This window comes from Ruegeria sp. AP12 (genome assembly GCF_056540025.1).
On record NZ_JBQFVZ010000006.1, the window covers coordinates 64,948 to 87,034 of the forward strand.

The 22,087-nt window shown below is 60.5% G+C and carries 26 protein-coding genes and 1 other RNA gene; 18 read left to right on the top strand and 9 right to left on the bottom strand.

The window, feature by feature from the left end; all coding sequences use genetic code 11:
- The first annotated feature begins 27 nt into the window (after positions 1-27).
- Complete coding sequence (locus ACR0E6_RS15865) at positions 28-492, top strand: nucleoside deaminase (RefSeq protein WP_480585065.1); 465 nt, start codon at positions 28-30, stop codon at positions 490-492.
- Positions 493-500: 8 nt separating this feature from the next.
- Here ACR0E6_RS15865 and ACR0E6_RS15870 read toward each other — a convergent pair whose 3' ends face one another.
- Complete coding sequence (locus ACR0E6_RS15870; RefSeq protein ID WP_480585067.1) at positions 501-1,193, bottom strand: metal-dependent hydrolase; 693 nt, start codon at positions 1,191-1,193, stop codon at positions 501-503.
- 60 nt (positions 1,194-1,253) lie between these two features.
- Here ACR0E6_RS15870 and ACR0E6_RS15875 point away from each other — a divergent pair, with 60 nt between their 5' ends.
- Complete coding sequence (locus tag ACR0E6_RS15875) at positions 1,254-1,925, top strand: ceramidase domain-containing protein (RefSeq protein WP_480585070.1); 672 nt, start codon at positions 1,254-1,256, stop codon at positions 1,923-1,925.
- On the opposite strand, the gene ACR0E6_RS15880 is transcribed toward ACR0E6_RS15875, so the two are convergent.
- The 3 genes from ACR0E6_RS15880 to ACR0E6_RS15890 form a co-directional block, all read right to left on the bottom strand.
- Positions 1,906-2,595 carry an SGNH/GDSL hydrolase family protein gene (locus ACR0E6_RS15880; protein WP_480585073.1) on the bottom strand — a complete coding sequence of 230 codons (690 nt, stop codon included), beginning with the start codon at positions 2,593-2,595 and terminating at the stop codon, positions 1,906-1,908. The genes ACR0E6_RS15875 and ACR0E6_RS15880 overlap by 20 nt on opposite strands.
- A gap of 90 nt (positions 2,596-2,685) precedes the next feature.
- On the bottom strand, positions 2,686-3,249 hold the full coding sequence (locus ACR0E6_RS15885; protein ID WP_170634057.1) for a DUF4202 domain-containing protein: 564 nt from the start codon (positions 3,247-3,249) through the stop codon (positions 2,686-2,688).
- Between the two features lie 153 nt (positions 3,250-3,402).
- A complete protein-coding gene (locus ACR0E6_RS15890; protein WP_170454969.1) occupies positions 3,403-3,561 on the bottom strand; it encodes a hypothetical protein in 159 nt (52 codons plus the stop codon).
- 231 nt (positions 3,562-3,792) lie between these two features.
- On the opposite strand from ACR0E6_RS15890, the gene gatC reads away from it, so the two are divergent.
- From gatC to ACR0E6_RS15930, 8 genes are all read left to right on the top strand, one after another.
- Entirely contained in the window at positions 3,793-4,080 is a 288-nt protein-coding gene (gatC, locus tag ACR0E6_RS15895; RefSeq protein WP_037308265.1) for an Asp-tRNA(Asn)/Glu-tRNA(Gln) amidotransferase subunit GatC, read from the top strand.
- 3 nt (positions 4,081-4,083) lie between these two features.
- Positions 4,084-5,571 (top strand): Asp-tRNA(Asn)/Glu-tRNA(Gln) amidotransferase subunit GatA, encoded by a 1,488-nt coding sequence (gatA, locus tag ACR0E6_RS15900; RefSeq protein WP_480585077.1) that lies wholly within the window; start codon positions 4,084-4,086, stop codon positions 5,569-5,571.
- Positions 5,572-5,609: 38 nt separating this feature from the next.
- Positions 5,610-6,296, top strand: a complete 687-nt coding sequence (locus tag ACR0E6_RS15905) for a hypothetical protein (protein WP_480585080.1) — start codon at positions 5,610-5,612, stop codon at positions 6,294-6,296.
- Positions 6,247-6,966 (top strand): N-acetylmuramoyl-L-alanine amidase, encoded by a 720-nt coding sequence (locus tag ACR0E6_RS15910; protein WP_480585083.1) that lies wholly within the window; start codon positions 6,247-6,249, stop codon positions 6,964-6,966. Before ACR0E6_RS15905 ends, ACR0E6_RS15910 begins: the two co-directional genes overlap by 50 nt.
- A 124-nt stretch (positions 6,967-7,090) precedes the next feature.
- Positions 7,091-7,490, top strand: an RNA gene (gene rnpB, locus ACR0E6_RS15915) — RNase P RNA component class A.
- A 118-nt stretch (positions 7,491-7,608) separates the two neighbouring features.
- Positions 7,609-8,316 carry a DUF533 domain-containing protein gene (locus tag ACR0E6_RS15920; RefSeq protein ID WP_480585085.1) on the top strand — a complete coding sequence of 236 codons (708 nt, stop codon included), beginning with the start codon at positions 7,609-7,611 and terminating at the stop codon, positions 8,314-8,316.
- Positions 8,317-8,445: 129 nt separating this feature from the next.
- The gene (gene rpmG, locus ACR0E6_RS15925) at positions 8,446-8,613 is read left to right on the top strand and encodes a 50S ribosomal protein L33 (RefSeq protein WP_037309480.1); all 168 of its coding nucleotides are present in this window, start codon (positions 8,446-8,448) and stop codon (positions 8,611-8,613) included.
- 207 nt (positions 8,614-8,820) lie between these two features.
- A complete protein-coding gene (locus ACR0E6_RS15930; protein WP_170519917.1) occupies positions 8,821-9,327 on the top strand; it encodes a hypothetical protein in 507 nt (168 codons plus the stop codon).
- Positions 9,328-9,452: 125 nt separating this feature from the next.
- Here ACR0E6_RS15930 and ACR0E6_RS15935 read toward each other — a convergent pair whose 3' ends face one another.
- Together ACR0E6_RS15935 and ACR0E6_RS15940 are read right to left on the bottom strand one after the other, a co-directional pair.
- Positions 9,453-10,232, bottom strand: a complete 780-nt coding sequence (locus ACR0E6_RS15935; protein ID WP_170454955.1) for a Bax inhibitor-1/YccA family protein — start codon at positions 10,230-10,232, stop codon at positions 9,453-9,455.
- 185 nt (positions 10,233-10,417) lie between these two features.
- Complete coding sequence (locus tag ACR0E6_RS15940) at positions 10,418-10,627, bottom strand: YjiS-like domain-containing protein (protein ID WP_170454952.1); 210 nt, start codon at positions 10,625-10,627, stop codon at positions 10,418-10,420.
- A gap of 127 nt (positions 10,628-10,754) precedes the next feature.
- Here ACR0E6_RS15940 and ACR0E6_RS15945 point away from each other — a divergent pair, with 127 nt between their 5' ends.
- Entirely contained in the window at positions 10,755-11,636 is an 882-nt protein-coding gene (locus tag ACR0E6_RS15945) for a LysR family transcriptional regulator (RefSeq protein WP_170454950.1), read from the top strand.
- 6 nt (positions 11,637-11,642) lie between these two features.
- Here ACR0E6_RS15945 and ACR0E6_RS15950 read toward each other — a convergent pair whose 3' ends face one another.
- Positions 11,643-12,599: an NADPH:quinone oxidoreductase family protein gene (locus ACR0E6_RS15950; protein WP_480585092.1), complete on the bottom strand. Its 957-nt coding sequence runs from the start codon at positions 12,597-12,599 to the stop codon at positions 11,643-11,645.
- Between the two features lie 322 nt (positions 12,600-12,921).
- On the opposite strand from ACR0E6_RS15950, the gene ACR0E6_RS15955 reads away from it, so the two are divergent.
- The 3 genes from ACR0E6_RS15955 (at position 12,922) to ACR0E6_RS15965 (ending at position 15,574) form a co-directional block, all read left to right on the top strand.
- Positions 12,922-13,293 carry a helix-turn-helix domain-containing protein gene (locus ACR0E6_RS15955; RefSeq protein ID WP_170454946.1) on the top strand — a complete coding sequence of 124 codons (372 nt, stop codon included), beginning with the start codon at positions 12,922-12,924 and terminating at the stop codon, positions 13,291-13,293.
- Between the two features lie 39 nt (positions 13,294-13,332).
- The gene (hisN, locus tag ACR0E6_RS15960; protein ID WP_480585095.1) at positions 13,333-14,124 is read left to right on the top strand and encodes a histidinol-phosphatase; all 792 of its coding nucleotides are present in this window, start codon (positions 13,333-13,335) and stop codon (positions 14,122-14,124) included.
- A 115-nt stretch (positions 14,125-14,239) separates the two neighbouring features.
- The gene (locus ACR0E6_RS15965) at positions 14,240-15,574 is read left to right on the top strand and encodes an 8-oxoguanine deaminase (protein WP_480585098.1); all 1,335 of its coding nucleotides are present in this window, start codon (positions 14,240-14,242) and stop codon (positions 15,572-15,574) included.
- 61 nt (positions 15,575-15,635) lie between these two features.
- Here ACR0E6_RS15965 and guaD read toward each other — a convergent pair whose 3' ends face one another.
- Positions 15,636-16,925, bottom strand: coding sequence for a guanine deaminase (guaD, locus tag ACR0E6_RS15970; protein WP_480585101.1), 1,290 nt, complete (start codon positions 16,923-16,925; stop codon positions 15,636-15,638).
- 140 nt (positions 16,926-17,065) lie between these two features.
- On the opposite strand from guaD, the gene mgtE reads away from it, so the two are divergent.
- Both mgtE and ACR0E6_RS15980 read left to right on the top strand, forming a co-directional pair.
- A complete protein-coding gene (gene mgtE, locus ACR0E6_RS15975) occupies positions 17,066-18,457 on the top strand; it encodes a magnesium transporter (protein WP_480585104.1) in 1,392 nt (463 codons plus the stop codon).
- On the top strand, positions 18,454-19,017 hold the full coding sequence (locus ACR0E6_RS15980) for a 5-formyltetrahydrofolate cyclo-ligase (protein ID WP_480585107.1): 564 nt from the start codon (positions 18,454-18,456) through the stop codon (positions 19,015-19,017). Before mgtE ends, ACR0E6_RS15980 begins: the two co-directional genes overlap by 4 nt.
- Here ACR0E6_RS15980 and ACR0E6_RS15985 read toward each other — a convergent pair.
- Complete coding sequence (locus ACR0E6_RS15985; RefSeq protein ID WP_480585109.1) at positions 19,014-19,241, bottom strand: putative hemolysin; 228 nt, start codon at positions 19,239-19,241, stop codon at positions 19,014-19,016. The genes ACR0E6_RS15980 and ACR0E6_RS15985 overlap by 4 nt on opposite strands.
- An 88-nt stretch (positions 19,242-19,329) precedes the next feature.
- Here ACR0E6_RS15985 and ACR0E6_RS15990 point away from each other — a divergent pair, with 88 nt between their 5' ends.
- Both ACR0E6_RS15990 and ACR0E6_RS15995 read left to right on the top strand, forming a co-directional pair.
- Positions 19,330-20,142: a TIGR00282 family metallophosphoesterase gene (locus tag ACR0E6_RS15990; protein ID WP_170634032.1), complete on the top strand. Its 813-nt coding sequence runs from the start codon at positions 19,330-19,332 to the stop codon at positions 20,140-20,142.
- A 76-nt stretch (positions 20,143-20,218) separates the two neighbouring features.
- Positions 20,219-21,997 carry an SLC13 family permease gene (locus ACR0E6_RS15995; protein ID WP_170519942.1) on the top strand — a complete coding sequence of 593 codons (1,779 nt, stop codon included), beginning with the start codon at positions 20,219-20,221 and terminating at the stop codon, positions 21,995-21,997.
- Positions 21,998-22,087 lie beyond the last annotated feature (90 nt).

Here is a 22,087-nt window from a genome sequence, read left to right on the forward strand (position 1 = left end):
AGGCAGGTTTCTGATGCAGTCAGGGGCATGGTGTTCAAATCGCATATGGACAAGGCACTGGCCGAGGCGCGCGCGGCAGCTAAGCGGGGCGAGGTTCCGGTGGGGGCCGTTATCGTCGCGCCCGATGGCCGGGTCGTGGCAGCGGCTGGCAACCGAACGCGCGAGCTGAACGACCCCACCGCCCATGCCGAGATACTGGTCTTGCGCGCCGCCTGCGCCGAGGCCGGGTCCGAGCGTCTGCCGGGTCATGATCTCTATGTGACGCTGGAGCCTTGCGCGATGTGCGCCGCCGCGTTGGCCGCTGCGCGTATCCGTCGGGTGTATTATGGCGCATCCGACCCGAAATCAGGCGGTGTTTCCCATGGTGCGCGGGTGTTTTCGCACCCTCAGGCGCATCATGCGCCCGAGGTTTATGATGGTATCGCTGCTGACGAGGCGGCGGCACTTTTGAAGGATTTCTTCGAGGCACGCCGCAAGGATGTGCCGGGCTGAAGCCCGGCCTACAGTTTGATCGGCTGCATCACTTCGGGTTCGATCACGTCCACTCCGGGCAATCCGTCGATCAGCGTTTGCGCCGATTGTTCGAGGATGGGGAAGGTCTTGTAATGGCAGGGAATCACCGTCTTGAAATTGAAGTAGCGCTTGGCCGCATAGGCGGTCGCTTTCATGTCCATTGTGAAATGCCCGCCCGCAGACAGGATGCCGATATCGGGTTTGTAGTAATCCCCCATCCACTCCATATCCGCCATGATGTCGGTATCGCCCGAGACATACAGCATCCGCCCTTCGGCTGCGATCATGAAGCCGACCTCGCTGCCCCCGGTTCGCAAGCCGTCGGGCGTTGAAAAGGTCGAGCTGTGCGAGGCAGGCACCATCGTCACCTTGACCCCGTTCAGATTGACCGTGCCGCCTTTGTTGAAACCGATGGTCTCGATCCCCTCGGCCTCGGCCCAATAGCCCATCAGGTCGTACTGCCCGACGACCGGTATGTTCAGGTTTTTTGCCAAAGGCAGAACATCCACCACATGATCGAAATGGGTGTGGGTCAGCAGGATATGCGTCGCGCCGTCCACGGCTGCATCGTGCTGGTCTTCAGGCAGAACGGGGTTGCCTGTCAGCCATGGATCGACCAACAGCACCTGCCCCTCGGTTTCGATGCGAAAACTGCCATGGCCCAACCAAATGATGTTCATGCCGAAATTCCTCCTGCGATGCCTATTGGCTCCAGCCTAGCATTCGCTATGTAAAATTCCATGGACTGGATGCAGCAAATCGACGGCTATTGTGAGCGATTGTCCGCCGCCTATTGGGCCGAGCCCATAAATGCGGTCACCAACGCGGCCTTTCTGATCTCGGCCTTCATCATGTGGCGGCGGGTGCGGGGGCAGGATATGCCGCTTGCGATGGCGTTGGTCACGGTGTTGGCGGCGATTGGCGTTGGCAGCTATCTGTTTCACACCCACGCGCAGGTCTGGGCCGCGATTGCCGACGTGACGCCGATCCTGCTGTTTATCCTGATCTATATTTTCGCGGTGAACAAAAATGTCTTGGGCATCTCCACGGGCTATGCGCTGAGCGCGACGATCTTGTTCATCCCCTATGCCGCGGTGACGCCGCCCGTGTTTCAGCTTGTGCCGGGATTGGGTGGCTCTGCCGCCTATGCCCCGGTGCCTTTGCTGATCTTGATTTATGCATTCCTGTTGCGGCATCGAGAGCCAGCGTTCGCAAAGAACATGGCGATTGGTGCAGCTCTTTTGATGTTGTCGATTACCTTCCGCGCACTGGACGCGCCGATCTGTCAGCAGTTTCCTACCGGCACGCATTTCCTGTGGCACATCCTGAACGCCACCATGCTGGGCTGGATGATCGAGGCCTACCGCCGGGTGATCATCCGGACGCGCGCCGCTACAACCCCTGATCCTTGATCACGCTGGCGATCCGCTCGCCGATGATCCGGCTGGATTTGCGCGACGGATGGATCAGATCGAATGAGAAATACGAGGCATCGCCGGGCCGCGCAACATCCTGGCTTGAGACAAAGGTGATCCCCTCATCCAATTGCGCGAGCCTTGCGATCCGCGCCTCGAATTCATCGCCTTCGGCCTTGCAGTGTTCGATGGGTGTGTACAGGTCGGGGCTGCGCAGGTAACCCACATAGATAACCCGCGTACCGGTTTCGCGAATCTGGCGCACAAAGCGGGGTATCTGACCGCTTTGACCGTCTTCCGAGATCATGTTGTCCAGCACCGCATCGCAACGCGAACACCCGCAGCCCAGCATCAGATCATTGCCGCCGCCATTGACCACCGCCCAGGACCAGTCGCCTTTGACAAACTGGGCCTGCACCCCACTTTGGGGCGCGCCCTTGTCGTCAAACTGCGTTTGCAACCACGCCGCAGATACCGTGCGATCCACCACCGGAGCGCCGATGTTTTCTTCGATCACATCCGGAATCGACGACCCGGAGGGCGAATTCCACGCCATCAGCGAATCGCCAACCGCAATAACCTTTGCATCCGGCTTGCTTGACGGCAGTTCCTGACAGCCCAGCAACAGGCACAGCAACCCGGCGGCGAGATACAGTTTTTTGAACACGGCTGAGACTCCGGAGATTCTACGGGTCTCAGAGTGAGCGTTAAATGGTTAATGCCCGATTAACCGCATCAAAACACGAACAGGTTTGCGTCAGGCCCGGAATGCGGCGGCCAGATGCTCGGGCAGGTCGAACTCTGCCAACACCCGCGCGCGCCCGTCTGCGGACATCTTGCGGGCCGTTTTCTCGACAATGCTCTGGATTTTCTCAGCTGAATGCTTGCCGGCGAAGGGTTGGAAATACCACTTGAGGAACACAAAGCAGATCACGTCCTCCAGCGCCTGAACCTCGGAGTCACGTTTTATACCCTGCTTGCGCAGCATCCGTCCGGCGGCTTCGGCCTCTTCTTCGCTATACCCACCCTCGGTCATCAGGGACATCACCACATCTGCATGATGTTCGCCCTGCGCTTTGCGCCAGGCCAGATACCCGGCCCGTCCTTCGGGGTATTCCGTGCGCGCCAGTTTCCAACGTTCGACATGTTGACCGCGCGCCGCGATTTGCAGCGCGTCCGAGGCATCGGGGAACAGCCGCTCCAACTCGGCGCTCATGCGCGTGCCATACAGCAGCGCTTCGGGTTGGCCATCGTCGAGATTGGGATCTTTTTCATTGGCCGCATCAATTGCGTCCAGAACCGCTTGCTTGCGCGCGCTCATGTCTTGCTCCGTTGGCTTTGCGGATGCGCGTTTTGCGTTGATCATCCGATTGATTTTCAAAGCCACCGTAGCGTGATGCCGCAGAAGGTGCAGCACCCAAATGCACAGGGCCGGGTCAGACGGGGGGCCTCTGACCCGGCCGAGGCGGGCTGGTTACTTGCCCGGCTTGACCTGATCCTGCGTGACCGGTTCCGAGACAGGGGAGGGGAAGCTCAGGTTGCGGGTCAGGTTGGTGGAGTCGATGCCCAAAGCCATGGCCGGCGCGGCCAGAAGAGTGGCGGACAAAGTGACGGCTGCGATGAGGCTTTTCATTTTCAGTCTCCGGTTTGTGTTGTCTTGTGAGATGTAAAATGAACAGTACAGTACAGTTTTTCAAGTCATAAAATGAACTAAACGGTTTACTTTTTTGCATGGCGGGTATGCAAGATTGAATGGCAAGCGATTTGCGGGGGTGTGAATCATATGCTGTGCAGGGGCCTGCCGGTCTTGCGACTGCTGCAACAGACGGGTAAATGCCCCCCTGAGCGTATATGAGGTTTTCCGATGTCGATTGACCAAAGCACCGCCGCCAAGGTGGCCAAACTGGCCCGGATCAAGGTCGAGGATGACGCCCTGCCGGCGCTGGCATCCGAGTTCAACACTATCCTGGGGTTCATCGAACAACTGAACGAAGTGGATGTCGAAGGTGTCGAGCCGATGGTTTCAGTCGAGCCGATGCGCCTGAAGCGTCGTGAGGATGTGGTCACCGACGGAAGCCAGCAGGACAAGGTTCTGGCCAACGCCCCCGACGCGCGCGAAGGGTTCTTCGCGGTCCCCAAAGTGGTGGAGTAAGACATGAGCGATCTGAACAAACTGGGCCTGGCCGAGGCCCGCGACGCGCTGCGCAAAGGTGACGTGACCTCGGTTGAACTGACCGAATCCTGCCTCAAGGCCATCGACGAGGCCGACGCGCTGAACGCTTTTGTCCACAAGACCCCCGAAATCGCGCTGGACCGTGCCAAGGCGGCTGATGAGCGGATCAAGGGCGGCGACGCGCCGTCGATGTGCGGTCTGCCGATCGGCATCAAGGACCTGTTCTGCACCAAGGGCGTGCCGTCGCAGGCGGCCTCGAAGATTCTGGAAGGCTTCAAGCCGGAATACGAATCCACCGTATCGCAGCAACTGGCAGATGCGGGTGCCGTGATGCTGGGCAAGCTGAACATGGACGAGTTCGCCATGGGCTCGTCCAACGAAACATCCGTTTACGGCAACGCGGTCAGCCCGTGGCGGCGCGGCAATGACGACGCGCAACTGACACCGGGCGGGTCGTCCGGTGGCTCGGCCTCGGCTGTGTCCGCCGACCTGTGTCTGGCCGCAACCGGCACCGATACCGGCGGCTCGATCCGCCAGCCCGCCGCCTTCACTGGTATCACCGGCATCAAGCCAACCTATGGTCGTTGCTCGCGCTGGGGCATCGTGGCCTTTGCCTCTTCGCTGGATCAGGCCGGACCGATGACCAAGAATGTTCGCGATGCGGCCATCATGCTTGAGGCGATGTGCGGTCACGACCCAAAGGATTCCACCAGCACCGAACTGGCCGTCCCGAATTTCGAGGCGATGCTGACCGGCGACATCAAGGGCAAAAAGATCGGTATCCCCAAGGAATACCGCATGGACGGGATGCCCGCCGAGATCGAAAAGCTGTGGGCCGACGGTGCGGCGATGCTGAAAGACGCAGGCGCCGAGATCGTCGACATCTCGCTGCCCCACACCAAATACGCGCTGCCTGCGTATTATGTGATTGCGCCGGCCGAGGCGTCCTCGAACCTCGCGCGTTATGACGGTGTCCGCTATGGCCGCCGCGCGACGCTGGCGCAGGGTGACGGCATCACCGAGATGTACGAGAAAACCCGCGCCGAGGGCTTCGGCCACGAGGTACAGCGCCGCGTGATGGTCGGCACCTATGTGCTGTCGGCTGGCTTCTATGACGCCTATTACAACCGCGCCCGCCGCGTCCGCACCCTGATCAAGAAAGACTTCGAGGATGTCTTCGCCGCAGGCGTCGACGCGATCCTGACCCCGGCGACGCCCTCGGCATCCTTCGGTCTGGGCGAGATGACCGAGGCTGATCCTGTTCAAATGTACTTGAACGACGTCTTTACAGTGACCGTGAACCTTGCCGGTTTGCCGGGTATCTCGGTGCCCGCTGGCCTCGATAAACAAGGCCTTCCGCTGGGTCTGCAACTGATCGGACGCCCGTGGGACGAAGGCGATCTGCTCAACACCGCCTACGCGCTGGAAAACGCCGCCGGGTTTGTGGCAAAACCAGCGAAATGGTGGTAAGCCTCGGGCTGCCAGTTCACCAGTATCGGAGCGGTTATATGCGTCTTTTGCCAGTGATCCCTTTTGTTGCCCTGGTGGCAGCCTGTAGCACGGTTGCACCGGTTCAGGGCACAGGGTTCAACACGCCGGAATACCAGGCCCAGCGTGAGGCGCAACTGGCCGGACAGGGTATCGCAGGCAACCCGTTGCTGGCGCCGGTTGATGTGTCGCAGCAACCGTTGGGCGCGCCCGGCACCGCCGTGGCGACGGGCGAAAACGCAGATATCGCGAACCAGGCGGCGGCGGCGCTGGCCAGCACTTCGGGGCAAGCAACGGTACCTGCGCCCGGCAACCCCGCAATTTCCGATGAACAGGACTTTGCCGCGGTGTCCGAGCGTCGCAGCATCGAATCCGACGCCGCCCGGATCGAGCAGAACCGCCAGACCTACGAACTGGTCGCCCCGACCGCCGTGCCCGAGCGTGGTGCGGACGGTCAACCCAACATCGTGCAATATGCGCTCAGCACGTCGAACCCTGTTGGCACACAGCTCTATAGTCGTGCGGGGTTCAACCTGCAGGCCAAGGCCCAACGCAACTGCGCGCGCTTCCCATCGGCGGATCAGGCTCAGATCGAGTTCCTGTCCAATGGCGGCCCGCAGCGCGACCGCAAGGGGCTGGACCCCGATGGCGATGGCTATGCCTGCGGCTGGGATCCCAGCCCGTTCCGCAGTGCCGTCAGCAACTGATCACCCGTCCGCCGTCTGGCATCCTTCACCCAATTTCGGTCCGCGCCGGGATGGGCTGACACCGGGCATTATCGTCCTGCACTATACCGCTATGGACAGCGCAAGGGCTGCGCTGGACCGGCTCTGCGATCCACAGGCCGAGGTCTCGGCGCATTACCTTATCGGCAATGACGGCACGCTATGGCAGATGGTGCGCGAACAAGATCGCGCCTGGCACGCCGGGGCGGGTGAATGGCTCGGTCAGGACGACATCAACTCGCGCTCCATCGGGGTCGAGCTGGACAATACGGGCGCGCACCCGTTTTCCGACCCCCAGATGACCACGTTGGAAAGGTTGATAAAGGGCATCATGGCACGCTGGTCCATTCGACCTGAGAATGTCATTGGCCATTCCGACATGGCTCCGGGCCGGAAGATCGACCCCGGCCCCCGATTCGACTGGCACCGCCTCGAAAAACAATGTCTGGCCGGTAAGCGCGGTAAGGGCGCAGCCTTACCAGACCCAACCCCACAGGCATTCCGCACCCTGGCCCAAGACTCAGGTTTTACGGCAAATGTGGACGACGACACCCTTCTCGCCGCTGTCCGCCTGCGATACCGACCTTGGGCCAAAGGTCCGCTGGAACCCGCTGATCTGACTCCGCTCATCCAGTCTGGTCCACAGACCTGATCCGCCCTTCATCTGGCCAAAAATATCCCGGGGATGAATTGGCCGCAGGCCAAGAAGGGGCTGGCCCCTTCAGCACCCTATCCACTCTTGACGCCGCCAATCACTCCGCATACCCAACCCACGCGCGGAGGGCCGGATGGCCGCTGGGGTCGCAAGACCCGAGAGGAAAGTCCGGACTCCACAAGACAACGGTGCCGGGTAACGCCCGGGCGGGGCAACCCGACGGAAAGCGCCACAGAAATCAGACCGCCTGCGACTTCGGTCAAAGGTAAGGGTGAAACGGTGGGGTAAGAGCCCACCGCGCCCCTGGCAACAGGGGCGGCACGGCAAGCCCCACCGGGAGCAATGCCAAATAGGGTCCCCGCGCGGGCCGGTCGGCGTCAGCCGATACCGCCGCTAAGCGCGTCTTGGCCGAGAGGGACCGGGTTGGCAGCTTGAGCCGCGCAGCAATGCACGGCCTAGAGGAATGGTCATCGAAGGGGGCAACCCCGGAACAAGATCCGGCTTACAGGCCCTCCGCGCGTATCCAAAATCCGGCCAACCCATAAGTGGCGATCCGCCCAGAACCTCGCAAATGGTGTTCTCAACCCTGTTCCGCTGCTACGCTTGTAAACAGGGATTAGTGAACCCGGGAGGATTGTTATGAGTTTCATGAAGGCATTGGCATCGGTTGCCGTAGGTTTTGCGGCGGCCAAGGGAATGGAAAAATACAAGGAAATGGGCGGCATGGCCGGGCTGCAGAAAATGATGCAAGGGTCCGGCGGTGGCTTGGGCATGGACCAGCTTGGCAAAATGGCCGAGCAGTTCGGAATGCCGGGCGGTGCGTCGGGTTTGCAGGACATGATCGGCAAGATGGGGCTGGGCGGTGGGGCCGCCGGTGCTGCTGGTCTGGGTGGCCTTCTGAACGCCATGCAGGGTGCTGCCAAGACCGGCAGCCAGCAAACGGCCGACATGATGGAGACGGTGTTCAGCGGCACGCCCGCCGGGGCCGCGATGGAAGAGCAAGCCAAACTGATGCTGCGCGCCATGATCCAGGCCGCGAAATCCGACGGAGAGCTGGACGAGCAGGAGAAACAGACCATCATCGGAGAGTTGGGCGACGACATCAGCGACGAAGAACGCGCCTTTGTTCTGGAACAGCTCGAATCCCCGGTCGATGTCATCGGGCTGGCGGCGGCTTCGGGCGGGCCGCTCAAAACTCAGATCTATGCCACATCCCTGGCGGCGATTCGGCTGGATAACGAGCGTGAGGCGGCGTATCTGCTGCAACTGGCCACGGCGTTGGGCTTGTCCGACGCCGAACGGGACCAGATTCACGCCTATATGGGCGCCCCGACCTTATCCGCCTGAGGAGCGGGGTCGAATCCTGAACGACACGAGGCCGATTGGCCTTGACATGGGCGGTGCAGCGCGTAAAAGCGCACGCTCATAGGAATTCAACCGAAAGGCCCCTGCCTTTTCGGACGCAGGAGATCAACCATGGCGAAGCCGACGACAATCAAGATCCGTCTGAACTCGACCGCGGGCACGGGCCACTTCTACGTGACCAAGAAGAACGCACGCACCATGACCGAGAAAATGACCATTCGTAAATACGATCCGGTCGTTCGGAAGCATGTCGAGTACAAGGAAGGCAAGATCAAGTAATCTGCCGTTCTGAACTGACTTTCGGGAAAGGCTCTGCTGCGGCAGGGCCTTTTTTCGTGCTGGCATTGGGGTCATTCAACGGCTGCTAAATCGCACAGTCCGTTGCAGCCGCGCATCAGGGCAAGGGGCAATCGTTTGGGCGGCGGCTTGCTTTTTGCAACCCGCTGCACTTACGGTTGAGCAAACCGCCACAAAATGTTGACCGCCATGAAAAAAATCTTGTTATCCACAATTGCCGTTCTGACCCTTACGGCTTGTGAAGACCCGTTCAACCGCCAAGGTGTTGGGTTTACTGGAATTGATGGCGAACCCCGCACCATTTCCGACGTTCCGGGCGCGGTGGCCTTTGTCCCGCCCGCAACGAATATCCCGGCTGAACTGGCCGAACTGCCAACCGTTACAGTTCTCTCGGATCAGGTCGATCCGAACAAGGTGGCCCGTGTTGCCATCGACAATGGTGGCCGGAACCCGGACACCGCCGTACAATTGTCGGGCAGCGATACCAACCTGTACCTGAGCACGGTCAACGTGAATGGCACGCTTTTCGGAGTGCTGCGCACATCCAACAACAGCACCCGCGTCGATAACTCGATCGGTGCAACCTTCGGCAGCGAAACTGAGCGCTTTACCGGATGCCTTCCTGCGGGGGACGTGTTCCGCAAAGGCTCGTCCGAGCGGAGCAGCGGGTTTGCGGTGCCATTGAACTGCAGCTGACGACTTAGACGATTTGGAATTACAGCCCCCGCTTCCGCAGCGGGGGTTTTTGTTTGTTGGACAGAGGGCAAAAGAAAAGGGCCGGTCACTGACCGGCCCATCGTATTTGTCTTGCCTTGCAGTCGTTATTCCTGTTGCCCCATGAACATCAGCAGGAACTGGAACATGTTCAGGAACGAGATATACAGGCTCAGCGCGCCATCAAAGGCAGCTTTGTCCAGCCATTCCTGATCGCCATGTGCGGCGTGTGCCACATAGGTGTTCTTGATGTCCTGCGTATAGAACGCGGTCAGACCGGCAAAGATCAGGATGCCGATGGCCGAGATGGCCAGCATCATCACGCCCGACTGCAGGAACAGGTTGATGATCATGGCAACCAGCAGACCGATCACGCCCATCATCAGGAAGGTGCCCATGCCGCTGAGGTTACGCTTGGTGGTGTAACCGTACAGGCTGAGGCCGGCGAATGCGATTGCTGTCACCAGGAAGGTCTGCGTGATCGAGTAGGGCGTAAAGACCATGAAGATCGAGCTCATCGAAACGCCCATAACGGCCGCGAAGATGAAAAAGCCCAGTTGCACAGCCGCAGCCGAACCGCGCCGCATCAAAGCGCCCCAGCCAAACAGCAGGAAGCCCAGCGGGGCAAACATGACAACCCATTTCAGCGGCGTCAGGAACAGGGTGCCACCGAGGCTGGTCAGATAGCGATCAGCGCCGATCTGGGCGACCGCATTGGTCGGATCGCTGGTTACGGCAAGACCGGCAATTGCCCACGCGGCCAGCGCCGTGATCAGCATGCCGACGGACATTGTGCCGTAGACTTTGTTCATATGGGCGCGCAGGCCCTGATCAATCTCGGCGGCGCGCGCGCCGGATACCGTCCGGATCGTGTCGAATTGTGCCATCAAAGGGTCTCCCTTATCGTCCTGTTAGAACGCCCCGACAGGGCGGGGCGGTTTTCCCCTCAAATATCGGCAACTAATGGCTGTGTTTCAAGACTTTCCGGCGGAAAACCGACGAAAACACCCAACAAAACGAGCGACAGGCGACACTGCGTCACCAATCGCTCGGGAAAACATGACTATCCAGGTCATCTTTTCCAGATTTGCGGCGCGTCCCAGAAAAACCGATCCGCTTCTGCCGAGGCTTCGGCGCGGGTAATGCCAATGTCTTTCAGCGCGGCATCGTCCAGTTGTGCCAGTTTGCGACGCTGACGCTTCACCGAAAGCGCCTGAAGCACCAAGGAAACGAACGAGCGTTTGGCGGGTTTGCAGCTGTGATGGATTGCAATTTGGGTCATAGCAATTGTCCTTTCTGCGATTTTCGATGGATTTGTCGCCATCGATCAACTTCCTTGATTGATATGGCAAAGCATGTCATATTTTGAAAACGAATATTTATGATGTAACCCATAAGGAATCGTGAAGATGCGAAATCTGGACATTACAACCCTGCGCTCTTTCGTGGCCGTGGCAGATCAGGGTGGTGTAACCCGCGCAGCCGGATTCCTTCACCTGACCCAATCCGCAGTTTCAATGCAGTTGAAACGGTTGGAGGAGCTTCTGGGCCTTGAACTGCTGGACCGCAGCGGACGGACCATTGCGTTGACGGCCTCGGGCGAGCAATTGCTGGCCTATGCCCGACGGATGATTGCGTTGAATGATGAGGTGATTTCGAAACTCACTGATCAGGCGTTTGAGGGCGAAGTGGTGCTGGGCGTGCCCCATGACATCGTCTACCCGGCGATTCCCCGTGTCCTGCAACGGTTCAATGCCGACTTCCCGCGCGTGCGGGTGCAATTGGTCTCGTCCTACTCACTCCAGTTGAAGGATATGTTCAAACGCGGTGAGTGCGATGTGATCCTGACCACCGAACCGTCTTCGGCGGACGGGGCTGAGACGATTGCCGAACTGCCGCTACGCTGGATCGGCGCGCCGGGCGGGTCTGCCTGGCGTAAAAATCCGCTACCGTTGGCGCTGGGGCGGCGGTGTCTGTTCCGCCCGCAGGTGATCGCGGCGCTGGACGCGGCGGGTATCCCATGGGAATTGTCCGTGGAAACCGAAAACGACCGGACCATCGAGGCCACGGTCAGCGCCGATCTGGCCGTTCACGCGATGCTGGACGGGACCGAGGCCGCGCATCTGGAACAGATCGACTCGGGCGGTGCGCTTCCGGACCTGCCCGCGCATATGATCAACCTCTACGGCGGCGATTCGGGGCGTGACCCGGTTGTCGAGGCATTGGCTCAGCTGGTGCGTCAGAACTTCCGCATGTTGGGCGGCAGCCAGTTGCGGGCGGTCGTCGGGTAGGCGCGTTCAGATCGTGATAACGATCTTGCCGGTGGATTTACGCTCTTTCAGCAATTGCATCCCCTCTGCCACATCTGCCAGAGGCAGGGTGTGGCTGATATGCGGTTTGATCTTGCCCTCACTGTGCCAGCGAAACAGCGTTTTGAAACTGTCCTGAACGATCCTGGGGCGAAAGCTGAGATAGCCGCCGATGTAAAAGCCGATCACGGTCAGGTTCTTGACCAACAGATGATTGGCCGGGATTTGCGGAACCTCGCCACCGGCAAATCCTATGGGCAGCAGGCGACCTTCGGGGTTGGTGGCGCGAAAGGCCGCCTTGAACACATCGCCGCCAATGGCGTCATAGACAACGTCCGCGCCGCCCAGTGCTTTGACGGTTTCCCGCAAATCCTCGGACGCATCGATCAGGTGATCCGCACCCGCAGCTTGTGCAACGGCCAGCTTTTCGGCCCCCCGCGCCTGAGCGATCACGGTCGCGCCCATCAGCTTGCCAACCTCGACCGCCGTCAGACCAACCCCGCCTGCGGCACCGGTAACCAGCAAGGTCTCGCCCGGTTGCAGCCGGGCCCGGTGATCCAGCGCAAGGTGGCTGGTGCCATAGGCGATCTGGATCGCAGCTGCATCCTCGAAACTGGTCGTGTCGGGCAGGGGGATCACACGATCTGCGTCAAATACCCCGAACTCGGCCAAACCACCCTGACCCGAGTAAACCGCGACCCGGTCACCCTGTTGGAGATGAGCGATGTCCGGGCCAACCGACTCGATCACCCCGGCAATTTCCAGACCCAGGGTGAACGGGGCCTTGGGGGTGTCCTGATAGGTGCCTTTCTGCATCAGCAGGTCGGCAAAATTCAGCCCGCAGGCCTTGATGGCAACGCGCACCTGACCCGCAGACGGGGCCGGAACCTCGACCTCACATAATTGCGCGACTGCGCCGTCGGATTGAACACGATATGCCAGCATAGATTGACCGCCCCTCGATTTGCGGGAATAGGCGCGCGTCGTGCGTCGCTTGTCAATATGCACGCCACGTCGGGCATAAACGGCCCGTCGAATACAACCAATGGTGTAGGGTCAAAAGGGACACAACCACAAACCACCATGTCGGGTGCATGACTCAACCAGCTTGAAAAAAATTCCAAAAGCAGCAATATAGGCACCTAGTGCTGTAATCGGGGGGTGGCACGATCCAGGTTAGGGAGTGGTTAAGGCCCGCTCGCTAAGGTTGCGATCACGGACGTCGCGCAATCCCGTACAGATGTTTGTGTAGTAAAGGAGAATACCAATGACTCATCACGTCGATGTCCATGTGGGCAAGCGCGTTCGGCATCGCCGCTGGCTGATTGGGATGACCCAGCAGCAATTGGCGCAGCAGGTTGGTATCAAGTTTCAACAAATCCAAAAATACGAAACCGGAGCCAACCGAATCAGCGCATCCCGCCTGTGGGACATCGCCGAGGCATTGGACGTTCCGGTCAGCTTTTTCTTTGAAGGTCTCGAAGAAGCAGAAAAAAGCCCGTCAGACAAGAAATCGGTGCCTGCTGACCTGATGGGGGACAAGGAAGCCTTGGATCTGGTGCGCTCTTACTACGCAATCCCGGAAAACCAGCGCCGCCGTCTGTTTGAACTGGCACGGGTTCTCAGCGACGTCGCCTGATCGCTTGACTCTGCCGGGCGTTGGCCGCACCAGTGGCCCATGCACCAGACGCCTTTGACCGACATGGATGTAGCCGAAGCAATGGCCGACGCGGCGCGCGCGGCTATTCTTCCGCATTTTCGCCAACGCGATCTTGAAACCTCGAACAAGCTGGAAGACGGGTTCGACCCGGTCACCGTTGCGGACCGCGCTGCGGAACAGGCAATGCGCGAGGTTCTCAGCCGTCACCGCCCGGATGACGGTATTCTGGGGGAAGAATACGGCCAGACCGAAGGCAGCAGCGGGCGTGTCTGGGTTCTGGACCCGATTGACGGCACACGCGGGTTCGTCAGCGGCACACCGACCTGGGGCGTTCTGATCGCGCTTGGCACAGCGGATGGGCCTTTCCTGGGTGTAGTCGATCAGCCCTATATCGGCGAACGGTTCATGGGATCGTCGGACATAGCGCAGATGAAGGGCCCGTTGGGCACATCTGATCTGGCGACACGCAAAACAAAAACCCTGGACGAGGCGATCCTGTTCACAACTTTCCCCGAGGTCGGCACGGCGCAGGATCGCGCGGGGTTTGAGGCTGTATCCAAACAGGTTAAACTGACGCGCTATGGGATGGACTGCTACGCCTACGCTCTGTTGGCGGCAGGGCAGGCGGATCTGGTGATCGAAGCCGGGTTGAATTCCTATGACATCCAGGCACCGATTGCTGTGATCGAAGCCGCTGGCGGCATTGTCACCGACTGGCAGGGCGGGCCGGCCCATAATGGCGGCCGCGCTTTGGCCGCCGCCAATGCCGAGATCCACGCTGCAGCCTTGCAGATCCTGCGCAACCACTGAAATTGGTTGCCGCTTGCCGGGCCTGCAATTACAGTAAGTAACAGCCGGTTCTTACGCCCGTTTTCCACCGGCCACACACTCCTTGCATGAGACGGGCAGATGCAGGAGTGCTGATATGACCGAAATTCTCATCAAAAACGCCGATACCATCCTGACCATGGATGACGACCGCCGCGAATTGACCAGTGCGGATCTTCTGATCCGCGACGGCCAGATCGCGCAGCTTGGCCATGGGCTGACGACAACAGGCGAAGTGCACGATGCCAAGGGCTGCGTGGTCACACCGGGTCTGGTGAACACGCACCATCACCTCTATCAAACCCTGACCCGCGCGGTTCCGGGCGGACAGGACGCATTGCTGTTTGGCTGGCTGCAAACACTCTACCCGATCTGGGCCCGCTTCGGGCCGGATGAGATGTTTACCTCGGCCCAGATCGGGCTGGCAGAGCTGGCGCTGTCCGGCTGCACGCTCAGTTCCGATCACCTGTACCTGTATCCAAATGGCGCGCGGCTTGAGGACACGATTGCCGCCGCCTCCGAGCTGGGTCTGCGCTTTCACCCCACCCGCGGCGCGATGAGCATCGGCGAAAGCGATGGCGGCCTGCCGCCGGATAGTCTGGTCGAAGCTGAAAGTGACATCCTGAACGACATGATCCGAGTGGTCGATGCCTTTCACGACCCCAGCGAAGGCTCGATGTGCCGCGTCGGCCTCGCTCCCTGTTCGCCCTTCTCGGTCAGCCGCGATCTGATGCGCGATGCGGCCCTACTGGCGCGCGACAAGGGCGTCATGCTGCACACCCATCTGGCCGAAAATGACGAGGATATCGCCTATTCCCAGGCGCAATTCGGCTGTCGCCCCGGACAATATGCCGAGGATCTGGGCTGGACCGGTCCCGATGTCTGGCACGCCCATTGCGTCAAGCTGGACGGGGCAGAAATCAACCTGTTCTCGAAAACTGGAACAGGCGTCGCCCATTGCCCGTGCTCCAATTGCCGTCTCGGCTCGGGCATCGCGCCGGTGCGAACCATGCGCGATCAGGGCGTGAAAGTTGGTTTGGGCGCGGACGGGTCGGCCAGCAACGACAACGGCAACCTGATGCTCGAGGCACGGCAGGCCATGTTGTTGCAACGTGTCGCCAATGGGGCCGACGCCATGTCCGCCCGCGAAGCGCTTGAGATCGCGACCCGAGGCGGCGCGGATGTGCTGGGACGGTCCAATTGCGGCCGGCTGATGCCGGGCAAACGGGCCGACATCGCCGTGTGGGATACGCGCTGCATCGAAAGCGCGGGCAGTTGGGATCCGGCGGCCCTGCTGCTGGCCGGACCGATGCAGGTCAAACACCTGTTTGTCGAAGGACGTCAGATCGTGAGGGGCGGCCAAATCACGACAATCGACCTGCCACGCGCCATCGAAACCCAAAACCGTCTGGCGCGCGCGCTTGCACAATAGCGGAATCCGCCCTTCATCTGGCTAAAAATATCCCCGCCGGAGGCATGCGCCGCAGGCGCATTCAGCAAGCGACCTGCGTGCCTCCGATCCAGACCTCGGCAATGGCGCGGTCGTCGCCCATCATGATGGTCGGGAACACGGCCTCCCACAGATCATCTGCGTGGGCCTCACGCTGGGCAATCGCCGGGGTCGAGGCAAGGTCGATCACAATCAGATCCGCCTCCATCCCCGGAGCAATATTGCCGATGCAATCCTCCATCCGCAGTGTCCGCGCCGAGCCGACTGTACCCAGCCACAGCAACTGCGCCGGGTGGAGGGGACGGCCGCGCAACTGACCGATCTCGTAAGCGGCGGCCATCGTGCGCAGCATCGAAAAACTGGACCCACCGCCCGTATCGGTGGCCAGCCCGACCCGGTGGCCGTCATGGATCAGCCCGTTCATGTCAAAAAGACCCGAGCCGATGAAAGTGTTCGAAGTCGGGCAATGCACCAGCGCCGCATCCACCTCGCGAAGTCGGTCGCGCTCGCGGTCTTCCAAATGGATGACGTGGCCATACAAGCCGTTCTGACCCAGCAGGCCAAATTTCTCATAGGTGTCCAGATAATCCCGCGCGTCGGGAAACAGGGACCGGACCCATTCGATCTCGTCAGTCTGCTCGCTCAGATGAGTTTGCATCAGGCAATGCGGATGCTCGGCCCATAGCGCCCCCAAAGCCTCAAGCTGTTCGGGCGTCGAGGTGGGCGAAAAGCGCGGCGTGATCGCGTAGGACAACCGATCCACGCGGTGCCATTTCTCCAGCAGGGCCTCGGACTGGTCATAGGCCGTCTGCGCGGTGTCCTGCAGCCCTTCGGGGGCGTTGCGGTTCATACAGGTCTTGCCCGCGACGACCCGCTGGCCGCGCTGTTGAGCGACCGAGAAGAACGCATCGACGCTTTCGGGATGGATCGTGCAGAAACTGCACATGGTCGTCGTGCCATGCCCGGTGGTCAGGTCGAGATAGCGGTTGGCAATCTCGGTCGCATAGTCCGTGTCGCCGAACTTCATCTCTTCTGGAAACGTATAGGTGTTCAGCCAATCGATCAGCCGTTTGCCCCAGCTCGCGATCATTGCGGTTTGCGGGTAATGAACGTGGGGGTCAACAAAGCCCGCCATGATCAGATGGTCGCCATAATCCCGCGTTTCGGCATCCGGATGTGCGGCGCTCAGCGCGTCCAGCGCGCCGACGGCCTGTACACGCCCGTCTTCGATCAGCACCGCCTCGTCCAGCCGGGTTGCATCGGTTGGTTCCCCGTCAAACGGCGATCCGTCGAAACTCAGAACGCGCCCTTTCAAAAGCGTCTTTTGCGCCATTCGCCCTGTTCCCTAGCTGTTTGAGACCGTTGATCAGCATATGTCGGCGAAAGATGTGGGTAAATCGGCGCATTGTCATTGTTTTCCGGTAGCTGCTTCTTCTAATTAAGGGCCAATGGCAAAATAAGCGGGAGCAGCACATGACGACAGGCTTTGATGATCCCGCAGCCGACTCGGCAGACGAAGACGTCTACGCGCTGGACCGCCGAACCGTGGCGGCGATTCTTTATGCAGTGGATGTGGAAGACCGGGCCCAACTGATCGAGTTGATGGAGCCGCTGCACGCCGCCGACATCGCCGACCTTCTGGAACAGATCAACCCCTATGACCGCGCCGGCCTGATCCGCCTGTATGACAAGGAATTCGACGGCGACATTCTGTCGGAACTTGATGAAGCCGTCCGGGAAGAGGTCATCGGTGTTCTGAAGCCGGATGTTCTGGCCGAAGCGGTGCGGGACATGGAAAGCGACGACGTCGTCGACCTGCTGGAAGACCTTGAGGAACCCCAGCAGGAGACCATCCTGGACGCGCTGGAGGATTCCGAGCGTTTGGCGGCAGAGCAGGCGCTGTCCTACCCCGAAAGCTCGGCCGGACGTCTTATGCAGCGCGAGGTCGTCATGGCGCCCGAGCATTGGACCGTAGGGCAGGCCATCGATTTCATGCGCGCCAATGATGATTTGCCGGAGCAGTTCTATCACGTCGTTCTGGTCGATCCGCGCCTGAAACCCATTGCGCAGGTCACGCTGGGCAAGCTGATGGCGACGCGGCGCGAGGTTCCGTTGCAGGATCTGGCCGAGGAGGAATTCCACATCATTCCCGTCGATCAGGACGAAGAGGATGTGGCCTATGCGTTCAACCAGTACCACCTGATCTCGGCCCCCGTGGTTGACGCCGATGGCCGTTTGGTCGGGGTGATCACCATCGACGACGCCATGGTGGTTCTGGACGAAGAGCACGAGGAAGACATCCTGCGTCTGGCCGGTGTCAGCGACGAAAGCTCTCTGTCGGATAGCGTGGCCGCGACCAGTCGTCGGCGTCTGCCGTGGCTGGCGGTGAATCTGTGTACGGCCATTTGTGCCTCGCTGGTGATTTCGCAGTTCGAGGCGGCGATTGATCAACTGGTGGCACTGGCGATCCTGATGCCGATTGTGGCCTCGATGGGCGGCAATGCGGGTACGCAGTCGCTGACCGTTGCGGTGCGGGCGTTGGCCACGCGCGACCTGACCGGTTCAAACGTGGGGCGTGTGATCCGGCGAGAGCTGTTGGTCGGCATGCTCAACGGGCTGTGTTTTGCCATCGTTCTGGGGACGGTTGGGATGCTGTGGTTCGACTCGCCGCTGCTGGGCGTCGTGATTGGATCAGCCTTGGTCGTGAACATGATCATCGCGGGCTTTGCGGGTACGGTAGTACCGGTCTTGCTGGACCGAATGGGCGTTGACCCGGCTCTGGCATCGGGGACCTTTGTGACAACCACAACGGATGTGATGGGTTTCTTCATTTTCTTGGGGCTGGCCAGCGTGGTGCTTTTGTGACCGATCTGACTGAAGTCAAGGCCGCAGCGCGCAAAGCGGCGTTCGCACGCCGCAAAGCCGCGTTTGACGCGCGCCTGCCCGGCGCCGCTGGGCGTCTGTCCGAAGTGCTGGCTGGCTACCGCGGTGTGCCGCTGTCGGGCTACATGCCGATCCGAACCGAGATTGATCCGCTGCCCGCCATGGCCGAGGCCTCGGCCTATGGTCCGGTCGGTGTGCCTGTGATTCAAGCCGCCGGTCAGGCGCTCAAGTTCTCGCGCTGGACGCCCGAAGGCGTGCTGAAAGACGGGCCTTTCGGGGCAAAAGTGCCCGAGATTGACGACTATTTCGACCCCGAGATCCTGATCGTCCCGCTGGTGGCTTTCGATGCGCAGGGTGGCCGCCTGGGCTATGGCGGCGGGTTCTACGACCGTACACTGGAAGGGCTGCGTGCCAAGCATCCGACGCTGGCCATAGGGTTCGCCTTCGATGCGCAAGAGGCCGACGGGCTGCCGCTGGAACCGACCGATCAGCCGCTGGATATGGTCATCACCGAAAGCCGGGTGCTGAGCTTCGGACCCTAACCCATATTCTCCGCCCGGAAATACTCCCACGCATCTTGCGTTGAACCATTTGGCAGCGTGCAGGTCCCTGTTTGACCGTCCGCGCCGTCCTGTATCTCGTACTGCCCGCCTTTTTCGACGCAGTAGGTCGCCGCCGGATTGGCAAGTTCCGTCGATTGTTTCGACGGCTGATCGCAGGCCGCCAGAGGGATCAGCATGGCAACCGAAATGAGGTAGCGGGTCATAAATCTCTCCTGTCCAAAGCAGTTTTGCGCTCTATCGCCATAGTTTAACCGCTTGTGCTTGGCATTGACCACACTTAGGACGGTTGGCATGAGGATACTTTTTCTGGGGGACGTCATGGGCCGCGCGGGACGCACGGCCATCCAGCAGCATCTGCCGCGTCTGCGCGACGAATGGCGGCTGGATTTCGTTGTGGTGAATGGTGAGAATGCCTCGAACGGGATGGGCCTGACCGGCGATCACGCCAAGCTGTTGCTGGATGCGGGCGCGGATTGTGTGACGCTGGGCGATCATGCCTTCGATCAGAAGGACATGCTGCAATTCATCGAGAAAGAGCCGCGCATCGTGCGCCCGGTGAACTTTGCCAAAGGCGCACCGGGTCGGGGGCATCGCCTGTTCAATGCGCCTGGCGGCCGCAAGGTGCTGGTGGTTCAGGTGCTTGGGCAGGTCTTCATGAAACGGCCCTTCGACGATCCGTTTTCGGCCATTGAACCGATCCTGAAATCCCACCCGCGCGGCGGGCAGGCGAACGCAATTATCGTCGATATGCACTGCGAGGCCACGTCCGAGAAGATGGCCATGGGCCATTATTGCGACAAGCGCGCCAGCCTTGTGGTGGGAACGCATACGCATGTGCCGACGGCGGACTCACAAATCCTGCCCGGTGGCACCGCCTATCTGACGGATGCGGGGATGTGCGGCGACTATGACTCGGTCATTGGCATGGACAAAATCGAGCCGATGCGCCGTTTCATCACCGGCATGCCCAAGGCCCGCTTTACCCCGGCGAATGGCGAGGCAACGCTAAGCGGTGTATTCGTCGAGACCAACGATCAGGACGGCAGCGCAAAAACCGTGCGAATGGTGCGCGTCGGTGGGCGGTTAGAGCAGGCGGGGCCGTAAAGGCTTGCTCTGCCCCGCGCAATGCGGGAAACTACCCATCAGGCGCTTGGGCCAGGGTTCGGACAGAATACCACGAATGCAATTCCTCTCACTGACAGATACGGGCAGCGCAATTCTGGCGCTTTTGATCGTTGCGGGCATGTTCGTCATGTTCCTGCGCGAGGTCTACCCGACCGAGGTTGTGGCCATTGGCGGCGTTGCCCTGATGCTGGTCACTGGGATCTTGCCCTATCAAAGCGCGCTGGCCGTCCTGTCGAACCCGGCCCCATGGACCATTGCCGCGATGTTCATCATCATGGGGGCGCTGGTGCGCACCGGAGCACTGGACGCCTTCACCTCGACCGCGCAGAAACAGGCTCAGGTGAACCCGCGCATTGCCATTGGGCTGCTGATGGCGTTTGTTGTGCTGGCCTCGGCGGTTGTGTCGAATACGCCGGTCGTTGTGGTGATGATCCCGGTTTTCGTCCAGATCGCGCGCACGCTGAACGTTCCGGCCTCAAAACTGCTGATCCCGCTGAGTTATGCGGCCATTCTGGGCGGTACGCTGACCCTGATCGGAACCTCGACCAATCTGCTGGTGGATGGCGTAGCCCGCGCGCAGGGCATGGCGGCGTTCACGATCTTCGAGGTTACGCCATTGGGCATCGCTCTGGTCATTTATGGCATGGTCTATCTGCGCTTTATCGCCCCGCGCTTGCTGCCGGATCGCGACAGCATGGCAACCCTGCTCAGCGACCGGTCAAAGATGAAGTTCTTTACCGAGGCCGTCATTCCCCCCGACAGCAACCTGATCGGGCGCGAGGTTACTGGGGTCCAGCTGTTCAAACGCCCCGGCGTACGGCTGATCGACGTGGTTCGGGGCGACGAGTCCCTGCGGCGCAACCTTAAAGGGATCGAGCTGCGCGTCGGTGACCGGGTGGTTCTGCGCACTGAAATGACCGAGCTTCTCAGCCTGCAAAGCAATAAAGAGCTGAAGCGCGTTGATCAGGTCTCGGCGGTTGAGACAAAAACTGTCGAGGTTCTGATCACCCCCGGATGCCGCATGGTCGGTCGCACGTTGGGCGCAATGCGTCTGCGTCGCCGGTATGGTGTCTACACTCTGGCCGTGCATCGCCGGAATCAGAATATCGGGCGACAGCTGGATGATCTGGTGGTGCGTGTCGGGGACACGCTGCTGTTGGAAGGGGCCCCGGCGGATATTCAGCGTCTGGCGGCTGAAATGGATATGGTCGATGTCAGCCAACCTTCGGCCCGAGCGTTCCGCCGCAGCCATGCCCCGATTGCGATCGGCGCATTGATCGGCATCGTCGCACTGGCCGCGCTGGGCGTGGCGCCTATTTTGTTGCTGTCGATCCTTGCGGTTGCGATTGTCCTTTTGACCCGCTGCATCGACGCGGATGAGGCGTTTTCCTTTGTCGAAGGCCGCCTGTTGGCGCTGATCTTTGCCATGCTGGCTATCGGGGCGGCGCTGGATGCCTCGGGCGCGGTGTCGCTGATCGTGGAAGCCATCGCGCCGTCGCTGGGGCTATTGCCGCCCTTCCTGATCATCTGGGCGGTTTACCTTCTGACCTCGGTCCTGACCGAGCTGGTGTCCAACAACGCGGTGGCGGTGGTTGTGACCCCCATTGCCATCGGTTTGGCGCAGGCGGTGGGCATTGATCCGCGCCCGCTGGTTGTTGCCGTCATGGTCGCAGCCTCGGCTTCGTTCGCGACACCTATCGGCTATCAGACCAATATGATGGTTTACGGCCCGGGCGGCTACAGGTTCACCGATTTCATGAAGGTTGGCATCCCGCTGAACCTGACGGTCGGTCTGCTGGCCTCGCTGCTGATCCCGCTGATCTGGCCGCTGTGATACCGGCACTGTTTTGCCGAACGCATCGTCGCAACCTTGTAAATCCCGTTTTTGTCCCAATCTTTTCTTTAAATGTTTGAAGTGAAAGGA

Coding starts and splice junctions, on each gene's coding strand:
- ACR0E6_RS15935 (WP_170454955.1), bottom strand. CDS start 10,232: ATGGCACAATTCGACACGATCCGGACGGTATCCGGCGCGCGCGCCGCC.
- ACR0E6_RS15950 (WP_480585092.1), bottom strand. CDS start 12,599: ATGCTGGCATATCGTGTTCAATCCGACGGCGCAGTCGCGCAATTATGT.
- ACR0E6_RS15910 (WP_480585083.1), top strand. CDS start 6,247: ATGCCTGCGGCTGGGATCCCAGCCCGTTCCGCAGTGCCGTCAGCAACT.
- guaD (WP_480585101.1), bottom strand. CDS start 16,925: ATGGCGCAAAAGACGCTTTTGAAAGGGCGCGTTCTGAGTTTCGACGGA.
- ACR0E6_RS15890 (WP_170454969.1), bottom strand. CDS start 3,561: ATGAAAAGCCTCATCGCAGCCGTCACTTTGTCCGCCACTCTTCTGGCC.
- ACR0E6_RS15920 (WP_480585085.1), top strand. CDS start 7,609: ATGAGTTTCATGAAGGCATTGGCATCGGTTGCCGTAGGTTTTGCGGCG.
- ACR0E6_RS15885 (WP_170634057.1), bottom strand. CDS start 3,249: ATGAGCGCGCGCAAGCAAGCGGTTCTGGACGCAATTGATGCGGCCAAT.
- ACR0E6_RS15990 (WP_170634032.1), top strand. CDS start 19,330: ATGAGGATACTTTTTCTGGGGGACGTCATGGGCCGCGCGGGACGCACG.
- gatC (WP_037308265.1), top strand. CDS start 3,793: ATGTCGATTGACCAAAGCACCGCCGCCAAGGTGGCCAAACTGGCCCGG.
- ACR0E6_RS15940 (WP_170454952.1), bottom strand. CDS start 10,627: ATGACCCAAATTGCAATCCATCACAGCTGCAAACCCGCCAAACGCTCG.
- ACR0E6_RS15905 (WP_480585080.1), top strand. CDS start 5,610: ATGCGTCTTTTGCCAGTGATCCCTTTTGTTGCCCTGGTGGCAGCCTGT.
- ACR0E6_RS15965 (WP_480585098.1), top strand. CDS start 14,240: ATGACCGAAATTCTCATCAAAAACGCCGATACCATCCTGACCATGGAT.
- ACR0E6_RS15870 (WP_480585067.1), bottom strand. CDS start 1,193: ATGAACATCATTTGGTTGGGCCATGGCAGTTTTCGCATCGAAACCGAG.
- ACR0E6_RS15875 (WP_480585070.1), top strand. CDS start 1,254: ATGGACTGGATGCAGCAAATCGACGGCTATTGTGAGCGATTGTCCGCC.
- gatA (WP_480585077.1), top strand. CDS start 4,084: ATGAGCGATCTGAACAAACTGGGCCTGGCCGAGGCCCGCGACGCGCTG.
- ACR0E6_RS15955 (WP_170454946.1), top strand. CDS start 12,922: ATGACTCATCACGTCGATGTCCATGTGGGCAAGCGCGTTCGGCATCGC.
- mgtE (WP_480585104.1), top strand. CDS start 17,066: ATGACGACAGGCTTTGATGATCCCGCAGCCGACTCGGCAGACGAAGAC.
- ACR0E6_RS15930 (WP_170519917.1), top strand. CDS start 8,821: ATGAAAAAAATCTTGTTATCCACAATTGCCGTTCTGACCCTTACGGCT.
- ACR0E6_RS15865 (WP_480585065.1), top strand. CDS start 28: ATGGTGTTCAAATCGCATATGGACAAGGCACTGGCCGAGGCGCGCGCG.
- rpmG (WP_037309480.1), top strand. CDS start 8,446: ATGGCGAAGCCGACGACAATCAAGATCCGTCTGAACTCGACCGCGGGC.
- hisN (WP_480585095.1), top strand. CDS start 13,333: ATGCACCAGACGCCTTTGACCGACATGGATGTAGCCGAAGCAATGGCC.
- ACR0E6_RS15995 (WP_170519942.1), top strand. CDS start 20,219: ATGCAATTCCTCTCACTGACAGATACGGGCAGCGCAATTCTGGCGCTT.
- ACR0E6_RS15945 (WP_170454950.1), top strand. CDS start 10,755: ATGCGAAATCTGGACATTACAACCCTGCGCTCTTTCGTGGCCGTGGCA.
- ACR0E6_RS15985 (WP_480585109.1), bottom strand. CDS start 19,241: ATGACCCGCTACCTCATTTCGGTTGCCATGCTGATCCCTCTGGCGGCC.